Source organism: Vibrio sp. 10N.247.311.49 (assembly GCF_041467655.1).
Taxonomy (GTDB): Bacteria; Pseudomonadota; Gammaproteobacteria; order Enterobacterales; family Vibrionaceae; genus Vibrio; species Vibrio crassostreae_C.
The window spans coordinates 602,266-622,381 of the sequence record NZ_JBFSVA010000001.1; the positions used below are offsets into that span (position 1 = coordinate 602,266).

Consider the following 20,116-nt stretch of genomic DNA (forward strand, 5'->3'; position numbering starts at 1 on the left):
GGAAAACTCGACTTGCTTTTGATTTGCTTGCAAATCAAGTTTGCTTTAGTTGTAGTAGCTTACGGTTTTTATTGAATTGATAGCTCGTCATTTAGTGCTTTGTTATCAGCGAGCTCCTGGAGCTGCTCTGCGCTAAGGAACTGATTTGCGATAACGATAGCTGTCTGTTCATCGAACTCTCCAATTCGATGCTGACGATGCTCTGTGACGACATTTTGAATGTCTTGCAGAAAGTTGAAAATGTTCATCACTTCTTCGTTATTTAGCTTCTCTTGCATTAACGAGTACTGAAGAAGACTGACGACCTCACTCATGGTGTCTGAAAAGAACTGTTCAGAAGCGGTATTGGGCAGACTTGTCTCTTCTACTCTAAGTTGCGGAGTTAAATTGAAGCAGATGTGCCTTAAGTAGTCGCTTATATGCTTGTAGCCGAGGCGCTTTGCTTTTTCTCTCAATAGCTTCTGCTCAGCTTGGGTCACATTCGCAGTAATCTTTTTTGTCTGCTTCTGTTCTTTGCTTTTTGTAGGTCGACCACGCTTGGAGCGTTTTTTAATTGCGATTTCTATTAGTTGTATGCGTTCGAGCTTTTCTGTATTACTCATTTCTTCACTTTGAAAAGTGTCAGTTCGCATTTGTTCAAGTTCTTTTTTGCTGAGTCGAGCTATAAGCTCTTCGAAAGTTAGTTTAATCATTTTTGTAACCTTTATTATTATTATTTTTGGTAGTGCTTTTAGCGCAGAACCGTAAGGTTCGAGCACCACAGGCGTAGCCGAGGACGCCTCGCAGAGCAAGCAACTGGGATTTTCGAGGAACGAGAAAATATCAGTACTGGCTTGTTGCATGATATTTATTGAGTGCGATGACCTTATTGTTAAGTATCGGCCCGTACTAAATGAGTGTGATGTTTATTTAAATTTCTAAAGAGCGGTTGGGGTGTTTATTTATGACCATGTATATATGTTAAGGTTATTATTGACACTAATCAACTGACATATATATTATTTTCTGGTAGATTAATTGATTTTTTGTTTTATGTTGGTTACACACAAAAATTCATCAGTAAATATGAGCAATTAACAAAGTGGAATATACTTATGTTAGAAAAGCCATTTCATGAAAATGGTTGTTTGTGGGGTTTAACTTAATGCAAAGTAAATTAATTTAGTCAAGTTACATAGATGCGCTAACAAATGTTAGCTCAAGGGTTGAGGAGCAATATATAGAGTTAGAGTGGGGTATTTTAATGGTAGAAAGAAACGTAAGAGTTCATATTTCCGCCGTTGGCGAATGTTTCGAGTTTGTGTTGTTGTGTTGCTTAGCTTGCAGAACAGCGATGTCAGATATGGCTAGCCTTTAGCCTATAACTAGTATGCCTAGCCTAGTGACTATGCAGATAGCTTTGATTCTCACAACATTTCGCCCATTGTGGCGTTTAAAATCTAGGCTCAAATATCCATTTGCTACACCATTTTCTTGGAGATGTGCGCATCAAGAGACTGACTGATTGTTACAATCAAAAAAAGAGCACATAGAGTGCTCTAAAGGAAAAGGGCAGTGTTTAGCTTAACTTAAGCGCTGGCGAACTTGTAAGTGCGATAACCGCCAATCAGGTTACGGGCCTTGAAGCCGTTATTAACTAACTGACGGTATGCAACGTTACCGCGTAACCCAACTTGACAATAGATAACGATCTCTTTGTCTTTTGGTAGCTCGTCCATACGGTGACGCAATTGGTCTACAGGAATGTTGATCGCATCTTTGATAAAGCCAACATTTTCAAGCTCGCCAGGATTACGTACATCAAGAAGAACTTGCTCGTCTGTCAGTGAATCCATTTCATCGAAGTGAATCGGAGTGGCGTCACCCTTAATGATGTTGTTTGCTACAAATGCCGCTTGGTTGATTACATCTTTGGCACTGCCATACGGCGGCGCGTAAGTGAGTTCTAAGTGTTGGAGTTGTTCAACAGTCATACCCGCACGTTGGGCAACCGCCATCACATCAATGCGTTTGTCGACACCATCTTTACCTACCGCTTGCGCACCAAAGATCTTGCCTGTTTTAGGATCGAACAACATCTTGAATGATACAATCTCGGCACCAGGGTAGTAACTAGCATGGCTAGCGGTATGAACGTAGACCTTTTCGTACTCAACACCATCACGTTTAAGTTGTTTCTCGTTTTTGCCCGTTGAAGCAACCGCGAGGTCAAATATCTTACAGATAGCGGTGCCTTGTGTACCTTGATAGGTTTCACTGCGTCCAAGCATGTTGTCGGCAGCCATGCGACCTTGACGGTTAGCAGGGCCAGCAAGCGGCACCAAAGTTTGTGCACCTGTGACAAAGTCTTTTTCTTCGACCGCATCACCCACAGCGTAAATGCTAGGATCGCTGGTCTGCATCATTTCATTGGTGTAGATACCACCTAGTTCACCAATTTGAAGCCCTGCTTGTTTTGCCAACTTAGTCTCAGGGCGCACACCGATAGCCATGATTAAGATGTCAGTAGTTAGTGACTCACCATTGCTTAGAGTAAGATTTAGTTCACCTTCAATATGCAGGTGTTCGGTATCTTCACCAGAGCCGATGCTGGCTATATGCTCGTTCGGCACGTACTCGATAGCTTGAAGAGCAACGCCTAGTTTAAGGTCAATACCTTTTTGACGAATTTCAGCGTGAGCAAAGCCCGCCATTTCACGGTCGACAGGTGTCATCACCTGATCCGCCATCTCAATTAGCGTGGTTTTAATTCCCAATTGGTGGAAGGCTTCCATCATTTCTAGACCGATGAATCCACCACCGACAACCGTTGCGTGCTCTGGCTTGTTCATCTGGATCGTTTGAATGATACGATCCATGTCTGGGATGTTACGCAGCGAATGGGTTAGTGGGTTATCAATACCAGGGATTGGCGGTACGATAGGGCCTGCGCCTGGACTAAGGAGCAAGAAGTCGTAGCTTTCAGTATACTCGCTATTATCTAATAGGTTCTTAACAGTAACCTGCTTGTTGTGTCGATCAATGGATATGACTTCGTTCATAACACGAACATCAACGTTAAATCGAGCTAAGAAGCTTTCTGGAGTTTGCAAGAGGAGCTTACTTCTATCCTTAATGTCGCCACCTATGTGGTATGGCAAGCCGCAATTGGCGAACGAGACGAAACTTCCTCTTTCGAACATGATGATTTCTGCATCTTCACTCAAGCGACGAGCACGTGCTGCGGCTGATGCTCCACCAGCAACGCCACCAACAATAAGAATCTTTGTCATTACCTAACTCCAAATTTAATCGAAAGTACTTAATAAACCACTCTCTGTAAAAAAGTGGTTTATTATTTACTTTTCTAAAGAGACGAATGGTCCTCGTTCAAACATTATGATTTCGGCTTCTTCACTAAGACGACGAGCGCGTGCAGCAGCTGAAGCACCTCCAGCTACGCCACCGATGATTACAATTTTAGTCATACGTTTACCTATTACTGTCTCTAAGTTTAACTATACAAATTGCCGAGCATAGAGCTTGTATCTTCTTAATGATCAGTACTGGCTGGTCGCCGGCGATTGAGTAGTTTTCGAAATACCTAGATACTATAAAGATGTAAATTAGCATTGTCTAATATTTATTTTAAAGCTATCACCTCGGGATTGAGCGTTTGGTCCAAGGGCTGTGATTAGACTAAAGCACGCTAGTAAAGGTAATACGCGTTAGCGAGTCGAGTACAGGTTAGCCAAATTAACTGTCATGAGCATAATGAACAGGATCATGGATGTGCTGACTGATTACGTTCTTCAGATCTTGTTCATACAGATCTAGCCAGGCATAACGCTCGCGATACAACTTACGCTTTTGACGTTTTAGAGCTTCAAGATCTTTCCTGCTCGGGTTTGTCGGGAGACGATAGAAATAGTTATCATGCACCTGTCCATCGTGCTCTTCCCACAGACTGTCGTATTTAAGGCTGATGTCTTTGTTTTTCTTACCGTAGCGTAATGAGTTCGAGACATGACCAGACTCTTTTACCGCATAGATATTGTCGATACCCAAGTTAATAGCGAGCAGTCGTAGTGTTTCTACCATGAAGGATTTAGGTCTTAAACCGTAAAAAGCTTTGGTGAATGTGCGGCTAAATCCATTGTCATTGGCGCCACCCTGTATACCGCCGATGTAGATGTTGTTGTCGAAAACAGTAAACGAAATGGTATACATTTTTTCGAGTTGAGAGTTGGTCAATGAAATTGTCAGTTCACCTTCTTTTCTCGCGTTTCTTTCGAAGCTGAGATTAACCAGATAAACGTTGTCATCTATCTCAAGTTTTAAAAGATTGAGCCTTTCGTTATAGATTTGGTGTCTAGCTTCTGTTGCGAAGGTGTTTTCAAACCAGTCGTAGTGTTTGGATAAGATATCGATCTTTTCTTTATTGCTAAAGCCAGTACATAAGTAGGGAGTCACAAATTTAGAAAGGAAGTTGGGTTGCTTGATAAATAATAACTTTCTCTCTTCAGAGTTGAAATTATTACTCATTTTTCGAGTAGCTGAATAATAAAACAGGGCTCGAATAGTAAACTTAACTATCGCTTTGTACTTACCCTTATTTTTATGGGTATTTGCTTCAATCCCCATGCGAACGACATTCATAATCACCTCAAAGAAGAAGGATTGCTCGAACATAGTCGTGTCATGAACCCTTCCAATAATCTCACCAATAACAAGAAAATGATGATAGTGAAAAAGGTGATTTGGGTAAGTATGGATATGTATAGCTATGTAACTCAATCAGTTACTTAGCGTTCAGATTTTGGACAGATGTGTTTGTCGCTTTAGTGGGGAGGGGTATCAATGTTATTTATTAGAGGCGCTTGCTCCTAAATCAAAAATGCCACTACAAATCTGCAGTGGCATTAGAACGATAACAAACTATCACCTTGCTTAAACCTAAACTTTAGTTCTTATATAAACTAAAGTTCTAACAGTTTAGCCAGTTCACGCTCTTCGAGAAGCTCTTCAATGCGTTGACGAGTCTTAGGCGTTTCGGCTTGCGCTTTAGTCGACTTGCCTGCTTTTTTGCTTCGGCTCGTTTTCGCTTTTTCCTTAGTCGTCATCGTAATCTTCCTTGTGTTTTTTGTGTTTTTTGTGTTACAGGTTGCACGTCTCTTTTAGTGCCTTGCCCGCTTTAAATGCTGGCGTCTTTGATGCGGCAATCTGAATCTCTTCTCCGGTTCGCGGGTTACGACCAGTGCGAGCAGCTCGAGAGTTAACTTTAAAGCTACCAAATCCAAGGATCGATACGTCATCACCGTTCGCAAGCGAAGTAGAGATACCTTCAACTAGCGCATTTAGTGCTGTGCCTGCTTGGTCTTTTGAGATGTCTGCAGAAGTCGCGATGTGTTCAACTAATTGAGATTTGTTCATAATCTATATTCCTTATTGAGTACGGCTGGCGTCTACCTTTAGCACCTAGCTTATGCGATCTTATCAACAGCAATTGAAATAATGTCAGTGAGCGGGTAGAGCTTTGTAAAGTAACCAACAGAATTGACTATAAAAGCATCTGTCGGTTCAATCAATGCAATTCATTGATTATTATTGGTTTATAGACATGTTGCCCAAATTTACTTGAGAAAAGAGCATTAGGGTTGCCCGTTCGATTCATAATCCAAATCGAAGCTGTCATCTATCACGTTGATAACGAAAGAGTAAAAACAAAGAAGCCCAGCTTAATTGCTGGGCTTCATGTTGTGCTGTCAGAGCGATTTGTTAATTCAGAACTATTTAGTAATAAAAATTTGTTCTGTTTCTAGTGATGTCATCGTGCGAACTTGACGCCAAATGTAGTAGAAAATACCTAACATCATCAGCATGCTTGGGATGGCGATTGCTGGGTAGCTGTAAAGTGTCAGCTTGCCAAGTTCTTCATTAAAGGCAGCGGTGCCAGCAGGGCTAGTCACAATCCAAGTCGCTAGGAAGTAGTTCATAGCTGAAGAAAATGCGAAAGTACTCGCGAATAGGTAGTTGGATGTCATTAGACAACGATCAAACTTTGCTTGGTTACCGAACTGCTTTAGGCGCTCTTCAATAAGAGAGATATTTAACAGGGCCGGTGTGAAGATAACTTTCTGGATAAACGGGTAGCGGGTGAAGGTTGAGCCAAGAACCGCCAAACCAATTAGACCAGGGATTAATGCTTCTTTTAGTGCTAACCAACGAGTGTCTAGCTCGAAGAAACCAATACCGCCCGTCAATAGCACGCTTACAAAGCCGAGCGCAGCGATGAAGTTGAACTTCTTATTGCGGATTAACTCCATGCCACCGTAAGCAATAGGGAAGGCTAGTGCGACAAGTAATGCTAAGCCTGTTCCGAGATGCTCATCTCCACTGAACTTCATTAAAATGAATGAAGGAAGAAAGACGTTAAACACGACTTCGAAAAGAGGACTCGATTTTTTGTTTTCTGTGTTACTCATAATTTCTAAATACATTATGTTATGGATTTATTCTCACTGATTGTTGTTTACCTCGCCCAAGATGTAAAGCCTTAAGGCGTCATGCTGTGTAACGACATGTGACATCAACGACATCTCTGAGCCTATCTCTCGTTGAATTCAAGACTTTACGCATTCTAGTTCTGGATGCTTTTAGGTCTCCCGACCGAACGAATCAAGCAACGTTTCATAATCAGACTTGTTTGCCAAACTCTCAATGCTTATAAGTGTCAGTACGTCTGCGAATGGAGAAAGGTGTAAAAAATCGATGATGTTGCGGCTGTCCACTTCATCAAACAATTCAGTATGTCGAAACTGGACGTAATCTAAAGCTACATGGAGATACAAGGTGGCCAAGTTGTCGCTCAAAAGGGATTCTAGTCCTTGTTCTTTTATCTCTTGGTCAAGTTGCTCTAGGGCGGCAACCATACCTTCTTGCCCTCTATGGATAAGCGCATTGTCACTGTCTGCATAGCGAATCAATGCCGCGGTTCTAAACGCGATCTCCATTAACGTCTTTGCTGTTCCTAACGTTTGCATTTCATTGGCACGACTTAACGTTACCTGACGTAGCGTTTGAGGCTGGTACGTTTCAATTAGGTATTGGCAAATGCACAAGCTTTCCGTTAGTGCTGTTCCGTCTTCAAGTTTGAGTGCTGGAATTAAACAAAACGGATTGACGCTTTTTAGGTTGGCCGGGGAGCTCCATGGATCAACCCAAACAAAAGACAGAGGAGAGCAGCGTGATAGAAGCGCAGTTGCTGCGACTACGCGCGAAAACGGGGAGGTTTCATTTAAGTAGAGTTGCATGATAATCCTTTATTGTATTCGTCAGATGAACTCTGGAAGCTAGCTTAGAACTAGGTCATGTGTTCAGGCTTAGAGTGAGTTACAGTCATTAAGGTACACACCGCAGACAGCACCAAAACAGCAGTACTAATGGTGAATAACACGTCGTATGAAGCCATATGATTTAAGTAGTACGCCATCAAAAGCCCAACCACACCTTGTGATACAGCAAAAGAGAGTGTCATTCCTGCCCACGCTTTGGTATGCAGTTCATAGCCTACAATCTCCAACGTGTAAGTCGACACTAGAGTTACCGTTCCCGGCGTGAAAATACCAACCAGTAATGAAGAAATTAACAGCGCGATAGGGTGTGTACTAATAAGCGGTAATGCGACGCCTAAAGCCTTGAGGCTAAATGCAATACAGAGGGATTTTTTAAGCCCTAACTTGTCTCCCAATACACCGGTAATCAATGGTCCAATGGCGGCGCCAATACCAAAGGTAGCCCAGAATAAACCACCGCTGCTAAACGACATACCCAGTTCGCGCACGATGTAATCTACCCAAAACAAGGTATGGGGTAAGTAGCCAATAGCGTCGAAGGTATACGCTAACAGAATAAGCGCAACGCTGATTAGTTTTGGCTTTGAGAGCTGAGAGAAGGAGGATTTTATATAAGGCGCTTTAGACGTGTTAGGTTGGGTTTGCCATGCATTCCAAGTCAGTATCGTTGTGACTAATGCGATGACTCCCATGCCAATCCAAGCCGACACCACACTAAAATAGATCAGTACTGGGATTAATGTGCCTGATAACATCGCACCAAGTCCAATGCCTGAAAATATGACACCGCTGACACGCGCCTTCACATCGGGATTAAACTTTCGGACAATCACTGGTGGGGCGACAACCATTAATAAGGCACCCGCAATTCCAGCCAACGTTCGCCAAACATAGAACCATGTTAAGGGCGCCTCTTGTAGCGCACAGCCTAAGTAACTAAAACTGCTCATCAACATAGCGAATCGAATTAACTGCCCAGCACTAAAGTAACGCAGCAGTATGTTGGCAGCAGGTGCACCCAATATGTACCCAAGAAGGGTCGCGACACCAAGGTAAGATGCATCACTTTCGCTAAACCAACCACTTTGAATGAGAGCCGGCATTAATGCTATATAGGCAAACCTACCGATCCCGTTGCCTATTAGAGTGGCCCCCATTCCAGCCAAGCTGTCTCGATTAACGATGTGTTTATTCAGCATGAAAAGGGCTCTTTTTAGGTTTAGCTAGATGTTCTAGCACTAGGACAAGATCTTTGTTTAGTTTTGCATATTGACATCATTCACCATCAATATCACTAGGCGGTTAGTCATATAATTTGCTCATTTAAAACCGGTTTGAGATAGGTAAATAGCGAGTGTGTTTAAACACTTAGGTGGATGTGTTGTTCTGCCGAGGATAAGGCAATAAGCGATTGTTTTAATCACCGCAGATTTGAGTGATTAATTGTTAGACTAAAGTTGGACGACCGACCGCTTTAATTGAACATGAGTGACTTGTTTATCTAGGACTGTTTGCTGACTTGCCGGTTTTAACTGACATTCACCCACCTTAAACGATAGATGAATGTGAATTAAGAAAGATCTAACTGGGTAGGTGTGAACCCATTATTTATCGAAGAGCAGATTGAAGCTTAAAGGGATTTTGTCGGAAATCGCTAACCCACCAACGGTAGCTGATAGCTTGTTCAAGTTGTCTGTCGATATTCCAAAATCAGCGCCATTGACGATGATTGTCGAGGCTGAACTAACCATCACTAACTCTTCTGATGGAACGATTAAAACGGGAAAATCAATCGTTTTTGTTACGCCGTGCAAGGTAACCTCCGCTGCAATGGTTGTTCTTTTTGGGTCACCAGACAACATTGACGGTTCAACTTTTCCAGAGATTTTCACTTCAGGGAAAGTCATCGATTCAAAGTAGAGCTCATTGAGCCTCTGATCGCGAATATCCACGCCAGTACTCACACTTTTTACGTCCAACAATATGGCAAATTGACCCTCTTCGGTAAGACCACCAGATAAAGGCTTGATGGATGCGGGCTCAACAACAAACTGCTTCTTGATGGTTGCGAACGTGATATTCGATAAATTGGGGTCTAACGTGTAGCCCGTTTCCGCGAAAGATTGAGCGGAGATAACGGTGCATAGGAGGCCGAGTGTAGAGATTAGTTTTTTCATAAGTTGTCACCACATTGATGAATTCACAAGTTTAACGTTCTCGAGTCGTGCATTTTTGGAGTCTTTATTTGAACTAAAGATAAATTAGAAAAAGATAGATAGAAGCTTAGTTCAGCATTCATCAAATTACCTGACGAAGGTAGAGCATCGCCATATTATTGGAACCATGATCGGCAAAGTTACTTGTGTAAGTTTAGTTATGTTATAACATAACTAACAGTCACTATTACTGTGAACGACGTTTGCAGTATTAAAAGAGAAACGATAAACATGCATCAAGGAGATGACGTAATGAATGCCGTGTTGACCAAGCCTTTGATAACGAATAGCAATCAGCCACTTAACATTAATTCCGTTGTGAGTATCAAGGATCAGGCGAATCATAAGCCAGGACTTAGCGCTTCTGAGCAGCCAACGGTATTAGCGGATATCTACCAAAGCGATATTAATATAGCGGTATGGCAGCGACAGTTTGATGAAGATTTAACTATGGCAATTAGTGAATTCATCGCCTCGAATCCTAGCTTCAGTAAGTCTGTTAGCGTGTCACCTGAATATGCTCTCGATAAATTGGAATTTGCCACCGATGGAACCGCTTCCAAAGCGTTATTAGAAAACATGGCAGAGCTGGTGGATATGTTCTGTTGTTTGTTCGATCTTGAAGAAGTAGGGCTCCGTTTGGCGGTTCTGAATAAAGCGATGTGTCCTCGTTTTCATTTTGACCAAGTTCCTTGCCGTTTAGTGACAACCTATCACGGCGTTGCGACTCAATGGCTGCCAAACGAATCGGTCGACCGTTCTAAGCTTGGCCGTGGAAGTAATGGACAGCCAGATTCGGGTTCAGGCCTATACGCTCATGAATCTGATATTCAACAAATGGCTAATGGTGATGTGGCGCTATTGAAAGGGGAGCGTTGGAGTGGCAATGAGAATAGAGGCCTTGTTCACCGTTCACCAGTTACGTCATCAAATGAGACGCGACTATTGCTGACTCTAGATTTCGGTTAGTAAGCTTTTATGAGATGAGCAAGCGGCTCAAATACGGCTTGCTCTTATTCTTTTAAGCGAATACGCGGATACGGTGTCCGTCTGGATCAACAGCAAGGAAGTTGATGCCGTAAACGGACTCTTCTGGCGTTTGCTCAAACTGGATGCCTTTTTCTTTCCATGTGTTGTAAATGTTTTCCAGTGTCTCTTTATCCGCAAGAGGCATAGAGAGCTCAGTACCGCCACCCTTGATGTTACTTGCTGGTGTTAGAACATCTGCTTGCTTGAGTGTGATTTTAACATTGTCTGCAAAGTCTAGAACAGCAAAGGTCGGTGATAGAAGCTTTGGCTCGCAATCAAAGGCTTTAGAATAGAAATCCATGCTGCGGTGAATGTCAGTGACATAAAGAACAAATGAATCGATGGTAAACATAGTAGCTCCTGAACTGTTCAATTGGGTTTGCCGTGTTGGTTTCAGTTAACTCGGTTTTTGTGTTGAGCCCGGTTTGGGACCACAGCAATGTATCGAACCCCTGTGACAGTTTTTGTCAGTAGCGAATCACTTTATCTGCAATGCCTTCCATGTTCTGCCAATCTTTGATCAAGTCGTGGCGCGCATGCTGGTACTTTTGCTCAAGTATTTTCCATTCGGTAATTCTGTCGAGCCTGAAATTACGATACGCACTTCGCGTTTCACACCAAGCGACCAAGACATATTGTTGTTCGAATAAGCCAATCAACATTGGCCAAACGATTCTAGAGCTAATCTTAGCTTTGGCGTCTGTGTAATGAATCTCAGCTTTGTTCTGTTGCTTAATTGCGAACTTGATGTCCGACAGGTCAATGGTTAACTCTGCGACTTCAATGATTGAAGCAACACGCACGATATCTTCACTGCGTTTGGCCTGGTGGTCAGCAGGTAACACAGCAGAAATCTTGGCAATGGCATTTCTAGCTGACTCACTGAATTCCCCATTGGCTTGCTTCGCTACCCATTCAGCGCCAAGCCGTAACGCTTCCAATTCTTCCGTTGAAAACATCATCGGAGGGAGAGTGAAGGTCGGTTTCAACTGATAGCCAACTCCTGCTTCACCATCAATTTCAGCACCTTGTGCTTGCAGTGTCACGATATCGCGATAAATAGTGCGAGTACTTACATTGAGTTCTATCGCCAAGTAGTCGGCGGTAACTGGGTATTTATGGCAGCGTAATAGTTGGAGTAGGTCAAAGAGACGTTGGCTTCGGGACATAGAAAAACTCAGACGACAGAATGAACGATTAGATTAATGGATCAAAACCCGTAACGCTATTTAGGTTGTGAGAAATGGCGTGATCTGTGCCTTTACCAGTCCTAAAGTTTGACGCCTACCGTTGAACTTATTCTCGTTTCCAATTTGAAATTTAGAGTTCACCATTCTCTAAATCAATGGGTTACGATGCGTGCACTTACTCACATATATCAATATTTCAGTTCCTCATCGGTTTCTTAATTTATTTTAAAGCGTAAAATATATCCCGCTTGCAAACCTCTTTGGCAACCAATTTGTTCGCCACGGTTTTTTACTTCCACATTATAGGTTTCCTATGTTCAAGAAACTCTCGCTTAAAAATAAACTGGCGATTTCAGCCAGTATGGCCATTATCCTGGGGGGGATCTTGGTCGAGGCATTGTCTTTTCGTGCTTCACTGCAAAGGTTGGATATTGAAGTTGAACAGCGCTTAGAGGGCGCATCGGCTTCGTACAATCAATATGTATCGGATTGGATCTTATCCAAAGAGCGTGCGCTTACTTCTCTTTCGAAAGAGTCCAAACAAGAAAGCTTGGTGACTCATCTAAAACAGGTTCGTGACTCAGCCTCTTTTGATAATGTCTTCTTGGCATTTCCTGATGGTTCGCAAAAGAACGCGAACGGTGTTGTGTTGCCACCGGGCAATGATGATCCACGCGTATGGGGTTGGTACACCAATGCGGTTGCGAACCCAAGCAAGGTGTTCATGGATAACCCAACGGTTGCTGCAGCAACTGGGGCGAACGTTGTTTCATTAGGAGCAGCAATGCAACTGCATGGGCAACAGGTTGTGTTGGGTGGTGATGTAGAAATTACAGACATCTTAAACAGTCTAGAGCAGGTGATTCTTCCAGGTGAAGGTTACATGTTCATCGCGACCAACAAAGGAACGGTTTATACGCACCCTGACACTAAGTTACTGAACAAGAATATCAGTTCACTTGGGTTAAATTTCTCCGATGTACAAAATGCTCTGACTAGCGGTAAAGACACTTCTATCGAGTTGAACGGCAGCGACTATGTTCTGTACGCACGTGCGATTGATGGAACGAGCCTGATTACAGTGAGTGTTGTTAATCATGACTCTCTGGTTGCACCGTTATTTGATGCAGTGATTGGTCAAGTTTTAGTGACACTGCTGGTCGTCATTGTATGTACCATACTGTTTAACCTTTTGTGTACTATTCTATTCCGTCCGTTGAACCACGTTTCTCAAGCACTGGCGCAAATCGCGAATGGTAGTGGTGATTTAACTCAACGCATTCATGTTGAAAACCAAGATGAAGTGGGCGAGTTGGCTCATAACTTCAATACCTTTGTTGGAAGCTTACAGCAGTTGATTGGCCATATCCGTGGGCAGTCAGAACAGCTAAACAGCCAGTCAGAGCAAAGTGCTCAGCGTGCGAACCGTTCGGTGGATGAGCTTAATCATCAGCAGCAAGAAATCACTATGGTCGCGACGGCCGTAACTGAAATGGCGAGCGCCACGCAAGAGATAGCATCGCATGCCGAGCAAACAGCAAAAGCGGCGCAAGATTCAGCGACAAGCACTAACAGTGGTCACGCTCTGGTTGTGGATACCAAAGGTTCAATCAATAACCTAGCCAATGAAGTTAATGAAGCGGGTAGTGTGATTAGCGAACTTAACAAGCATGCTCAAGAGATCTCGACTGTACTCGCAACGATTCAAGGCATTGCAGAACAAACCAACTTACTTGCTTTGAATGCAGCGATTGAAGCGGCTCGTGCTGGTGAACAAGGTCGTGGCTTTGCTGTGGTTGCTGATGAAGTACGTGTGCTTTCGCAGCGCACTCACTCTTCAACAGAAGAGATCAAATCAACAATTGATATCCTGCAGCGCACAACGGCGCAAGCGGTTGAGCTGATGGAGAGCAGTTCTAAGTTGGCAATACATTCAGTAGAAGATGCCGATCGAGCTTCGCATGCGCTTGAAGAGATCAATACTGCAGTTGCTTTGATCAGCGATATGGCGACTCAAATCGCGACGGCTGCTGAAGAGCAAACACATGTGACGGGTGAAATTACCCAGAACGTGGCGACCATTAAAGATGTTACCGACCACTTAGTTGTGGGCGCACAGGACAGCTTAACTGAGTCGAACGAACTTAAGAGCCAAGCCGCTGGCTTAAGTGACAAAGTGGCGACTTTTAAGCTTGCTTAACTGGTTCGCTCACTGATGCCTGATCAGTGAGTGCACGTTAAGCAATAAGCCAAAGCGACGTAGATTACGTCGCTTTTTTTGTATTTGTGAGTAATCGAATTCTTTACTAATCTACTTCTGAAAACTCTTTCAGCGCACTCATTGCAGCTTCTGCTTTGTCTTTTTGAACGAAGATGTGGTCGTGATAGTAGCCCGCAACCACGTTAGCGCTAATGCCGTAAGAGCCAAGCTTTGTCGCAAACGCCGCCGTTAATCCAACCGCTTCAAGGCTCGAATGTACCGATAAAGTGATAAGGCTAAATACACCGTCGAAGTTTAGCTGAGCTTTGGTCGCAACGTCTTCTTCCAGAACCAGCGTTAAACCTTCTTTCTCACGAAAAGTTGAGATTGGATTGAGCTGAACATAGTCTGTTAACGCTCCGTCGACAGTACAGAAAACATAGTTGCCTTCAATGAGTTCTGGTGACATGGACTTTAACAAAATGTCTAAATCGGTAATGGCAGTCATAGTCAGTTTCCCTGCGTTAATAAGCTAATTGATGATGTATGCAGTCACGATAGAAGCAACTGACAGTTAAGTAAAATTAATGATTTTAATTCTGCATCAGTTTTACTAATGGCAAGTTTTCCTCCTTAGTGATGGCATCGTACTTCTACCAACTTGTCGATTGTTCCATCTCGTCAGATAAATGGTCGATAAAGGCTCTTAACAGCGGTGTGACTTGTTTACGCGTTCCATAAATAGCATGAACACCGAGCGTTTTAGGTTGCCATTCAGAAAGCAGTGGCACTAATAGACCATCACGCATCAAGGTTTCCACTGAAGGGAAGGGCAGTAAACAGATACCGTTGCCTTTGAGTGTGGCAGAAAGCAGAACCTCTGAGGTGTTTGCACTGATATTCCCTTTAATCGGAACCGATTCGAGCCCATTGGGGCCATTGAACGTCCAAGCGGTTTTGCCAAAGTAACTGAACGATAAACAGTTGTGGTGCGCTAGATCTTGGGCTTCTGTGGGTGTGCCTTTCTCTTTTAGATATTGAGGCGATGCGCAAATCACGGAGCGGCATTCACCGATCTGCTTCGCGACAATATTGGGCGTCAGTTCGTTGGTTATGCGAATGGCCAAATCGATGCGTGACTCAACCAGGTTGACGGTCTGATCAGTCGAGATAATGTCGATAGAAACCTCTGGCCATTTGGCGATGAAGCGACTAATTGATTCCATCAAGAAGCTATCGACAATCGAGTAGCTCGCAGTAATACGCAGCTGACCTTTTAAATGCTCTCGGTTTTGGTTTCTGATCCCAGCTAGGGATGTTTCCAGTGCCAAAAGTTCTCTGGCGACCTCAAGTGTTTCTTTACCTGCGCTGGTTAAACTCAAGCTTCGTGTTGTTCTGTGAAGCAAGCGTGTGTCCATCCATGTTTCTAACTCACCCAAATAACGAGTGACCTTGGTTCGTGAGAGATCAAGGTGCTCTGCCGCTGCGCTCAAACTGCCACGTTCCACTATGGTGACAAAGACATTCATTGCCTCGAGTTTATCCATTGTTTTATTGCCTAGAGAATTAAACCGACCTCAGTATATGTCCGAAAACTGCAATAGTTAAAGTCAATTTGATATCTATTTCATCTAAAAACAATCAAATAAGATATTTGGACATTCAACGAGTTGGCAGGTGTTCAACTCCAAGTATCGGAATAAAGCCATGAATACGTTATCGAAAAACCTGTTATCAAAAAGCATGCTTTTAGGAACCATAAGCCTAGGAACCGTGCTGGCATCAAGTGTTGCTTTAGCTGTGGATCTGAACATCACTAACTATAACCCCGGTGAGAACGCGATATTCCCTGCAAGCTCGGTATTGGTTTCGGGTGAGAAAGAAGTGATTCTATTTGACGCACAATTCAGTGTCGCAGACGGACAAAATTTGGTGGAGCAAATCAAAGCCACAGGCAAAAAATTATCGATGGTTTACATCAGCAGCGGCGACCCAGATTACTACTTTGGTTTGGAACCGATAGTTTCGGCATTTCCTAACGTTAAAGTCGTTGCCAGTGAAGCCGTTGTCGCGCATATCAAACGCACCAAAGATGCAAAGCTTGAATACTGGGGGCCTATATTAGAAGGCAACGCGCCCTCTAAGGTGATTGTTCCAATGGTGATGAACGACACAACATTAAGCATCGAAGGTGAAACCATCGAAGTGAAAGAGATAAATACACACCAAGCTTACCTATGGGTTCCGTCTGAAAAAACGGTGTTTGGTGGCGTGTCGGTGTATAGCGGTGTGCATGTATGGATGGCAGATACTGCATCGAAAGAGATTCGTAGCCAGTGGTCACAATCGTTGGAGCGTATGAAAGCACTAGAGCCAGAGGTTGTAATTCCGGGTCACTATTTAGGTGAAATGCCAACAGGAATAAATGCAGTTCACTTCACGAAGGATTATGTGGTTGATATTGAAAAAGCGTTGGCGAGCAAAAGTAATCCAACATCGGTCGAGATCAGTGATTACATGAAGAAAGCCTACCCGAAATTTGAGGCTACGGAAGGCGATTTAGAACTTGGCGCGAAAGTGCTAAGCGGTGAGATGGCTTGGCACTAGAGTTGATTATCTCGGTTGTCTCCCAGAACAGTCTGAAGATTGTATGCTAGATTTATTGGTGATACACAACTGGAGATATCGATGATCTGGCTTTCAGTGAAAGTACTACAGATTGGACTTGTCTATGGATACAGGAAGTATCAAAAAACGAAAAGAGCTCCAGCTTAGGTGCTCTTTTTTTGTTTCGGAGAGACGACTTTCTATTTCAAGTGAGAAAGAAAATCAGCATTTACCCGGTTTACAGTTAGTAGTCAGATTAGCCTAGTAGCCAGATCCGCCCTGCAACTCAATATCACCAATAAGCGAAAGTATGTTGAAAATAGAACCCATTACTCCTCACATCGGCGCTCGTATTCACGAACTAGAGCTTTCTACATGCAGTGCTGATGAACTCGATAAGGTGTATCAGGCACTTATTGCCCATCAAGTGATCTTTCTCGACGGGCAGACTTTGTCTCCAGAACAACACTTGATGATTGCACAGCGCTTTGGAACGTTAGAACCTGCACATCCTTTCTTCCCTCGCGTGGAAAGTGCGCCACAGGTGAGTGTGATTGAAACAACCCGTGGCAATGCGCCAAAGGAAAGTTATTGGCATACCGACTTAACGTGGCGCAGCTTGCCGTCGAAAGCTTCACTGTTGCATGCTCAACACATTCCAAGCATTGGTGGTGACACTATCTGGTGTTCTATGACTGCGGTTTTTGAATCTCTACATGAAGATATGAAAGCTAAGTTGAGAGGGTTGTCGGCGACTCATTCGCTTGTGGCCTTTGAAGGTATAGAATCAGAAGACATTGATCTCGATTGGCACAAATCCTTGATTAAAACAGCACAGGAGAATCCGCCAGTGGTTCACTCTGTTGTTCAAGTTCATCCTGAAACGGATAAAGAAACGCTCTGTATCAATGAACAGTTTACTCGTTATATCAACGAACTCGACCGCAAAGAGAGTGATGTTTTACTCAGCCAACTGTTTGAAATTGCGAGACGCCCTGAGTTTCAAGTTCGTTTCAAATGGGACAACGGCTCAATGGCGATCTGGGATAACAGGGTAACGCAACATTACGCAGTGATAGATTACGGGGATACTCCAAGAAAAATGCATCGAGTAACAGTGACATAGCAGTAAGCTGAACACAGTTATCAAAAGAACACCGCGCATGCCCATCCCTGAACCAAGCACTCGTACTTAAATTTAAGCGTCAGCAGGGTGCATCATTCATCTACGCTTAATAATAAAAACAAATGCTTTGGTACATATTTGATTGAAACCTCACTGCTCGGACGTGATGTGTAATATAATCGGCGCCAAAATATAAGTATAAAAACCAAATCATAGAATTAATAAACGTCAGGGCTTAGAGAGCAAAGTATTTCGTATGAACGCGATTCGTAAAGTTTACCAGTACGCAGAACCGAATTTAACCCTCGTGGGTTGGATGGGCTTTGTCGGCTTCCCAATTTACTACATTGTGTGGGAGTTTTTGTTCCCGCAACCCTACGAAAACTTAGCGCTTCGCCTGTTTTGCTCGGTATTGTTCTTTGGCATTATATTTCGCAATCGCGTCCCATTTGAATGGCGAAAATACCTTCCGGCTTATTATCAAGTTGCCGTAACTATCTGTTTGCCAGGTTTCTTCTTCTACATGCTGCTAATGAATAATTGGTCCAACGTTTGGGTTATGTCATTCATGTCGGCTATTTTCCTCCATATTTTATTGGTGCACGTGACGAGAGTGATGTTTGCACAAACCTTTGCCGGTATTGGGATTGCTACCTTGTGCGCTTGGATTGCACAAGGCTTCTACCTCGAACTCACAATGGATTGGACGCATGTGCCAATCTTTTTGTTTATCTACTTATTCGGCAACTTGTTCTACTTCCGCAATCAGGTGGAACATGAAAACAAGGTGTCATTGGCGAAGTCTTTTGGTGCGGGTATTGCCCATGAGATGCGAAACCCTCTAAGCGGATTACTTACCTCTATTGATGTCATGCAGTCCATATTGCCGAACCCTAAAAGTGGCGATCAAAAAGGGCAATATGCGTTAAGCAATGAAGAAGTGATTCAGTTGCGTGAAGTGGGCGATGAAGCGATGGAGATCATTCATTCCGGTAACGAAACGATAGATCTGTTACTGACTTCAATTGATGAAAACCGAGTCTCTCGATCTACGTTTAAGAAGCATTCAGCGCAAGCGGTGGTTGAGGATGCGATAGACAGTTTCAATTACAAGCGCTCTGCTGATAAATCAGCAATCTCTTTAGACGTACAGAGTAACTTTGATTTCTTGGGTAGCGACACTTTGTTGAAGTACGTGATGTATAACTTGTTCAAGAACGCATTCCACCATCGCAGCCCTGAAGATTTTCATATTCATGTCACCATGTGTAGTGATGAAGTGGCCAATCAAATAATGGTTACCGATAACGGATCAGGCATCTCAAATGATGTGATTCGACGCATTTTTCAGGACTTTTATACTACTGGCCAATCGGGTAATTACGGCTTAGGTTTGCCATTTTGTCAGAAGGTAATGCGCTCGTTTGGTGGTGAAATTAAATGTCAGTCTGAAGTGGATCAATGGACACAGTTCACGATGACTTTTCCGTCTTTGTCTTCCCATTCGGTGAAAGAAATCAAGAATGAACTGACTAAACTTAAGACTGTGCTAATGGTGAGTGACCAGAAAGTTCTCACCAATAAAATGACTGAGGTAGCCCGTTTTATGGGGTTTGAGCTCACGGTGTTGGATGTAGCATCAGCGCTTAAAAATAAGGAATACCAGTTCGAATTCGACTTGATATTCGTTGATATGGAGAGCTTGGATTTAAGAGCCAATTGCCTCGATAGGATTGAATCGTTACTTTCGTTTACTGAGGCGCGAATCATTTACTTGTATGAGCGTCATCCTATCAAGCGTGTACGTAACATTTCTTTCGAGCCTATTTGGGTGGAAACACAAGTCTGGCTACTGAATACTAAAGCGACCATTGACCGTTTACTGTTTGACTCCAACTGCGTGATGCCATCGGTTGCTGTAAAACCGCTAGAGGCCACCACTAAACGTACGATTATGGTGGTCGATGACAATGAATCTCTACGCCGATTTACGGCAATGTTATTGGAAAAACAGGGCTTTGATGTTGTGCAAAAAGAAGACGGACAACAAGCCTTAGATGCGTTGGATAGCGATGATATTGATTTAATTCTGATGGATATCGAGATGCCAATCATGGACGGTGTTGAAGCTTCTCGTCGAATTCGAAGCGCTAACAAAGCATACTCTTCAGTGCCAATTATTGCTCACACGGGTGACAGCTCGCCAGTCACTTTAGAGAAAATGGAATCGTCAGGCATGTCAGACTTTATCGTCAAACCGGCAGACAAAAACCGACTGTTCGACAAAATTGCTCACTGGATTTGATTTGTTGCACCGTCCGGTTATCCAGCTGAACTAGATAAACAGATAAACAGATGAACACAAGAAAAGAGCTCAGCAATTCGCTGGGCTCTTTTTGTATCGCGACATGATA

Annotated in this window: 18 protein-coding genes and 1 pseudogene; 5 read left to right on the plus strand and 14 right to left on the minus strand. The window is 43.3% G+C overall.

The window, feature by feature from the left end:
* Positions 1 to 68: 68 nt before the first annotated feature.
* The 10 genes and pseudogenes from AB6E54_RS02605 to AB6E54_RS02650 form a co-directional block, all read right to left on the minus strand.
* A complete protein-coding gene (locus AB6E54_RS02605; protein ID WP_372127463.1) occupies positions 69 to 842 on the minus strand; it encodes a plasmid mobilization protein in 774 nt (257 codons plus the stop codon).
* 726 nt (positions 843 to 1,568) lie between these two features.
* Positions 1,569 to 3,272, minus strand: coding sequence for an FAD-dependent oxidoreductase (locus tag AB6E54_RS02610; protein WP_372127464.1), 1,704 nt, complete (start codon positions 3,270 to 3,272; stop codon positions 1,569 to 1,571).
* A 78-nt stretch (positions 3,273 to 3,350) separates the two neighbouring features.
* Positions 3,351 to 3,467, minus strand: a pseudogene (locus AB6E54_RS02615) (pyridine nucleotide-disulfide oxidoreductase); the annotation flags it as partial.
* Positions 3,468 to 3,735: 268 nt separating this feature from the next.
* Complete coding sequence (locus tag AB6E54_RS02620; protein WP_133154293.1) at positions 3,736 to 4,638, minus strand: VirK/YbjX family protein; 903 nt, start codon at positions 4,636 to 4,638, stop codon at positions 3,736 to 3,738.
* Between the two features lie 320 nt (positions 4,639 to 4,958).
* Complete coding sequence (locus AB6E54_RS02625) at positions 4,959 to 5,102, minus strand: hypothetical protein (RefSeq protein WP_017059112.1); 144 nt, start codon at positions 5,100 to 5,102, stop codon at positions 4,959 to 4,961.
* Positions 5,103 to 5,136: 34 nt separating this feature from the next.
* Positions 5,137 to 5,412, minus strand: a complete 276-nt coding sequence (locus tag AB6E54_RS02630; RefSeq protein WP_017059113.1) for an HU family DNA-binding protein — start codon at positions 5,410 to 5,412, stop codon at positions 5,137 to 5,139.
* Between the two features lie 356 nt (positions 5,413 to 5,768).
* Complete coding sequence (locus AB6E54_RS02635) at positions 5,769 to 6,464, minus strand: VC0807 family protein (protein ID WP_017059114.1); 696 nt, start codon at positions 6,462 to 6,464, stop codon at positions 5,769 to 5,771.
* 171 nt (positions 6,465 to 6,635) lie between these two features.
* Positions 6,636 to 7,292, minus strand: coding sequence for a glutathione S-transferase family protein (locus AB6E54_RS02640; RefSeq protein ID WP_102333236.1), 657 nt, complete (start codon positions 7,290 to 7,292; stop codon positions 6,636 to 6,638).
* 50 nt (positions 7,293 to 7,342) lie between these two features.
* Complete coding sequence (locus tag AB6E54_RS02645) at positions 7,343 to 8,533, minus strand: YbfB/YjiJ family MFS transporter (protein WP_102333237.1); 1,191 nt, start codon at positions 8,531 to 8,533, stop codon at positions 7,343 to 7,345.
* Positions 8,534 to 8,938: 405 nt separating this feature from the next.
* Complete coding sequence (locus tag AB6E54_RS02650) at positions 8,939 to 9,511, minus strand: YceI family protein (protein WP_017059117.1); 573 nt, start codon at positions 9,509 to 9,511, stop codon at positions 8,939 to 8,941.
* Between the two features lie 291 nt (positions 9,512 to 9,802).
* On the opposite strand from AB6E54_RS02650, the gene AB6E54_RS02655 reads away from it, so the two are divergent.
* The gene (locus tag AB6E54_RS02655; RefSeq protein WP_102333238.1) at positions 9,803 to 10,519 is read left to right on the plus strand and encodes a DUF1826 domain-containing protein; all 717 of its coding nucleotides are present in this window, start codon (positions 9,803 to 9,805) and stop codon (positions 10,517 to 10,519) included.
* A 52-nt stretch (positions 10,520 to 10,571) separates the two neighbouring features.
* On the opposite strand, the gene AB6E54_RS02660 is transcribed toward AB6E54_RS02655, so the two are convergent.
* Both AB6E54_RS02660 and AB6E54_RS02665 read right to left on the minus strand, forming a co-directional pair.
* Positions 10,572 to 10,931 (minus strand): VOC family protein, encoded by a 360-nt coding sequence (locus tag AB6E54_RS02660; RefSeq protein WP_102333239.1) that lies wholly within the window; start codon positions 10,929 to 10,931, stop codon positions 10,572 to 10,574.
* A 115-nt stretch (positions 10,932 to 11,046) separates the two neighbouring features.
* Positions 11,047 to 11,748: a YafY family protein gene (locus tag AB6E54_RS02665; protein ID WP_102333240.1), complete on the minus strand. Its 702-nt coding sequence runs from the start codon at positions 11,746 to 11,748 to the stop codon at positions 11,047 to 11,049.
* 334 nt (positions 11,749 to 12,082) lie between these two features.
* On the opposite strand from AB6E54_RS02665, the gene AB6E54_RS02670 reads away from it, so the two are divergent.
* Positions 12,083 to 13,969 carry a methyl-accepting chemotaxis protein gene (locus AB6E54_RS02670; protein WP_372106238.1) on the plus strand — a complete coding sequence of 629 codons (1,887 nt, stop codon included), beginning with the start codon at positions 12,083 to 12,085 and terminating at the stop codon, positions 13,967 to 13,969.
* A 106-nt stretch (positions 13,970 to 14,075) separates the two neighbouring features.
* Here the strand turns inward: AB6E54_RS02670 and AB6E54_RS02675 are convergent, their stop codons facing one another.
* Together AB6E54_RS02675 and AB6E54_RS02680 are read right to left on the minus strand one after the other, a co-directional pair.
* A complete protein-coding gene (locus AB6E54_RS02675) occupies positions 14,076 to 14,477 on the minus strand; it encodes an ACT domain-containing protein (protein ID WP_017069835.1) in 402 nt (133 codons plus the stop codon).
* 145 nt (positions 14,478 to 14,622) lie between these two features.
* Positions 14,623 to 15,516, minus strand: a complete 894-nt coding sequence (locus tag AB6E54_RS02680; protein ID WP_017059121.1) for a LysR family transcriptional regulator — start codon at positions 15,514 to 15,516, stop codon at positions 14,623 to 14,625.
* A gap of 160 nt (positions 15,517 to 15,676) precedes the next feature.
* Between AB6E54_RS02680 and AB6E54_RS02685 the strand changes: the two genes are divergently transcribed.
* The 3 genes from AB6E54_RS02685 to AB6E54_RS02695 all read left to right on the plus strand — a co-directional run bounded on the left by AB6E54_RS02685 (position 15,677) and on the right by AB6E54_RS02695 (position 20,007).
* Positions 15,677 to 16,576 (plus strand): Vmh family MBL fold metallo-hydrolase, encoded by a 900-nt coding sequence (locus AB6E54_RS02685; RefSeq protein WP_372168732.1) that lies wholly within the window; start codon positions 15,677 to 15,679, stop codon positions 16,574 to 16,576.
* Between the two features lie 310 nt (positions 16,577 to 16,886).
* Positions 16,887 to 17,702 carry a TauD/TfdA family dioxygenase gene (locus AB6E54_RS02690; RefSeq protein ID WP_017059123.1) on the plus strand — a complete coding sequence of 272 codons (816 nt, stop codon included), beginning with the start codon at positions 16,887 to 16,889 and terminating at the stop codon, positions 17,700 to 17,702.
* Between the two features lie 256 nt (positions 17,703 to 17,958).
* Complete coding sequence (locus AB6E54_RS02695; protein ID WP_372106240.1) at positions 17,959 to 20,007, plus strand: response regulator; 2,049 nt, start codon at positions 17,959 to 17,961, stop codon at positions 20,005 to 20,007.
* Positions 20,008 to 20,116 lie beyond the last annotated feature (109 nt).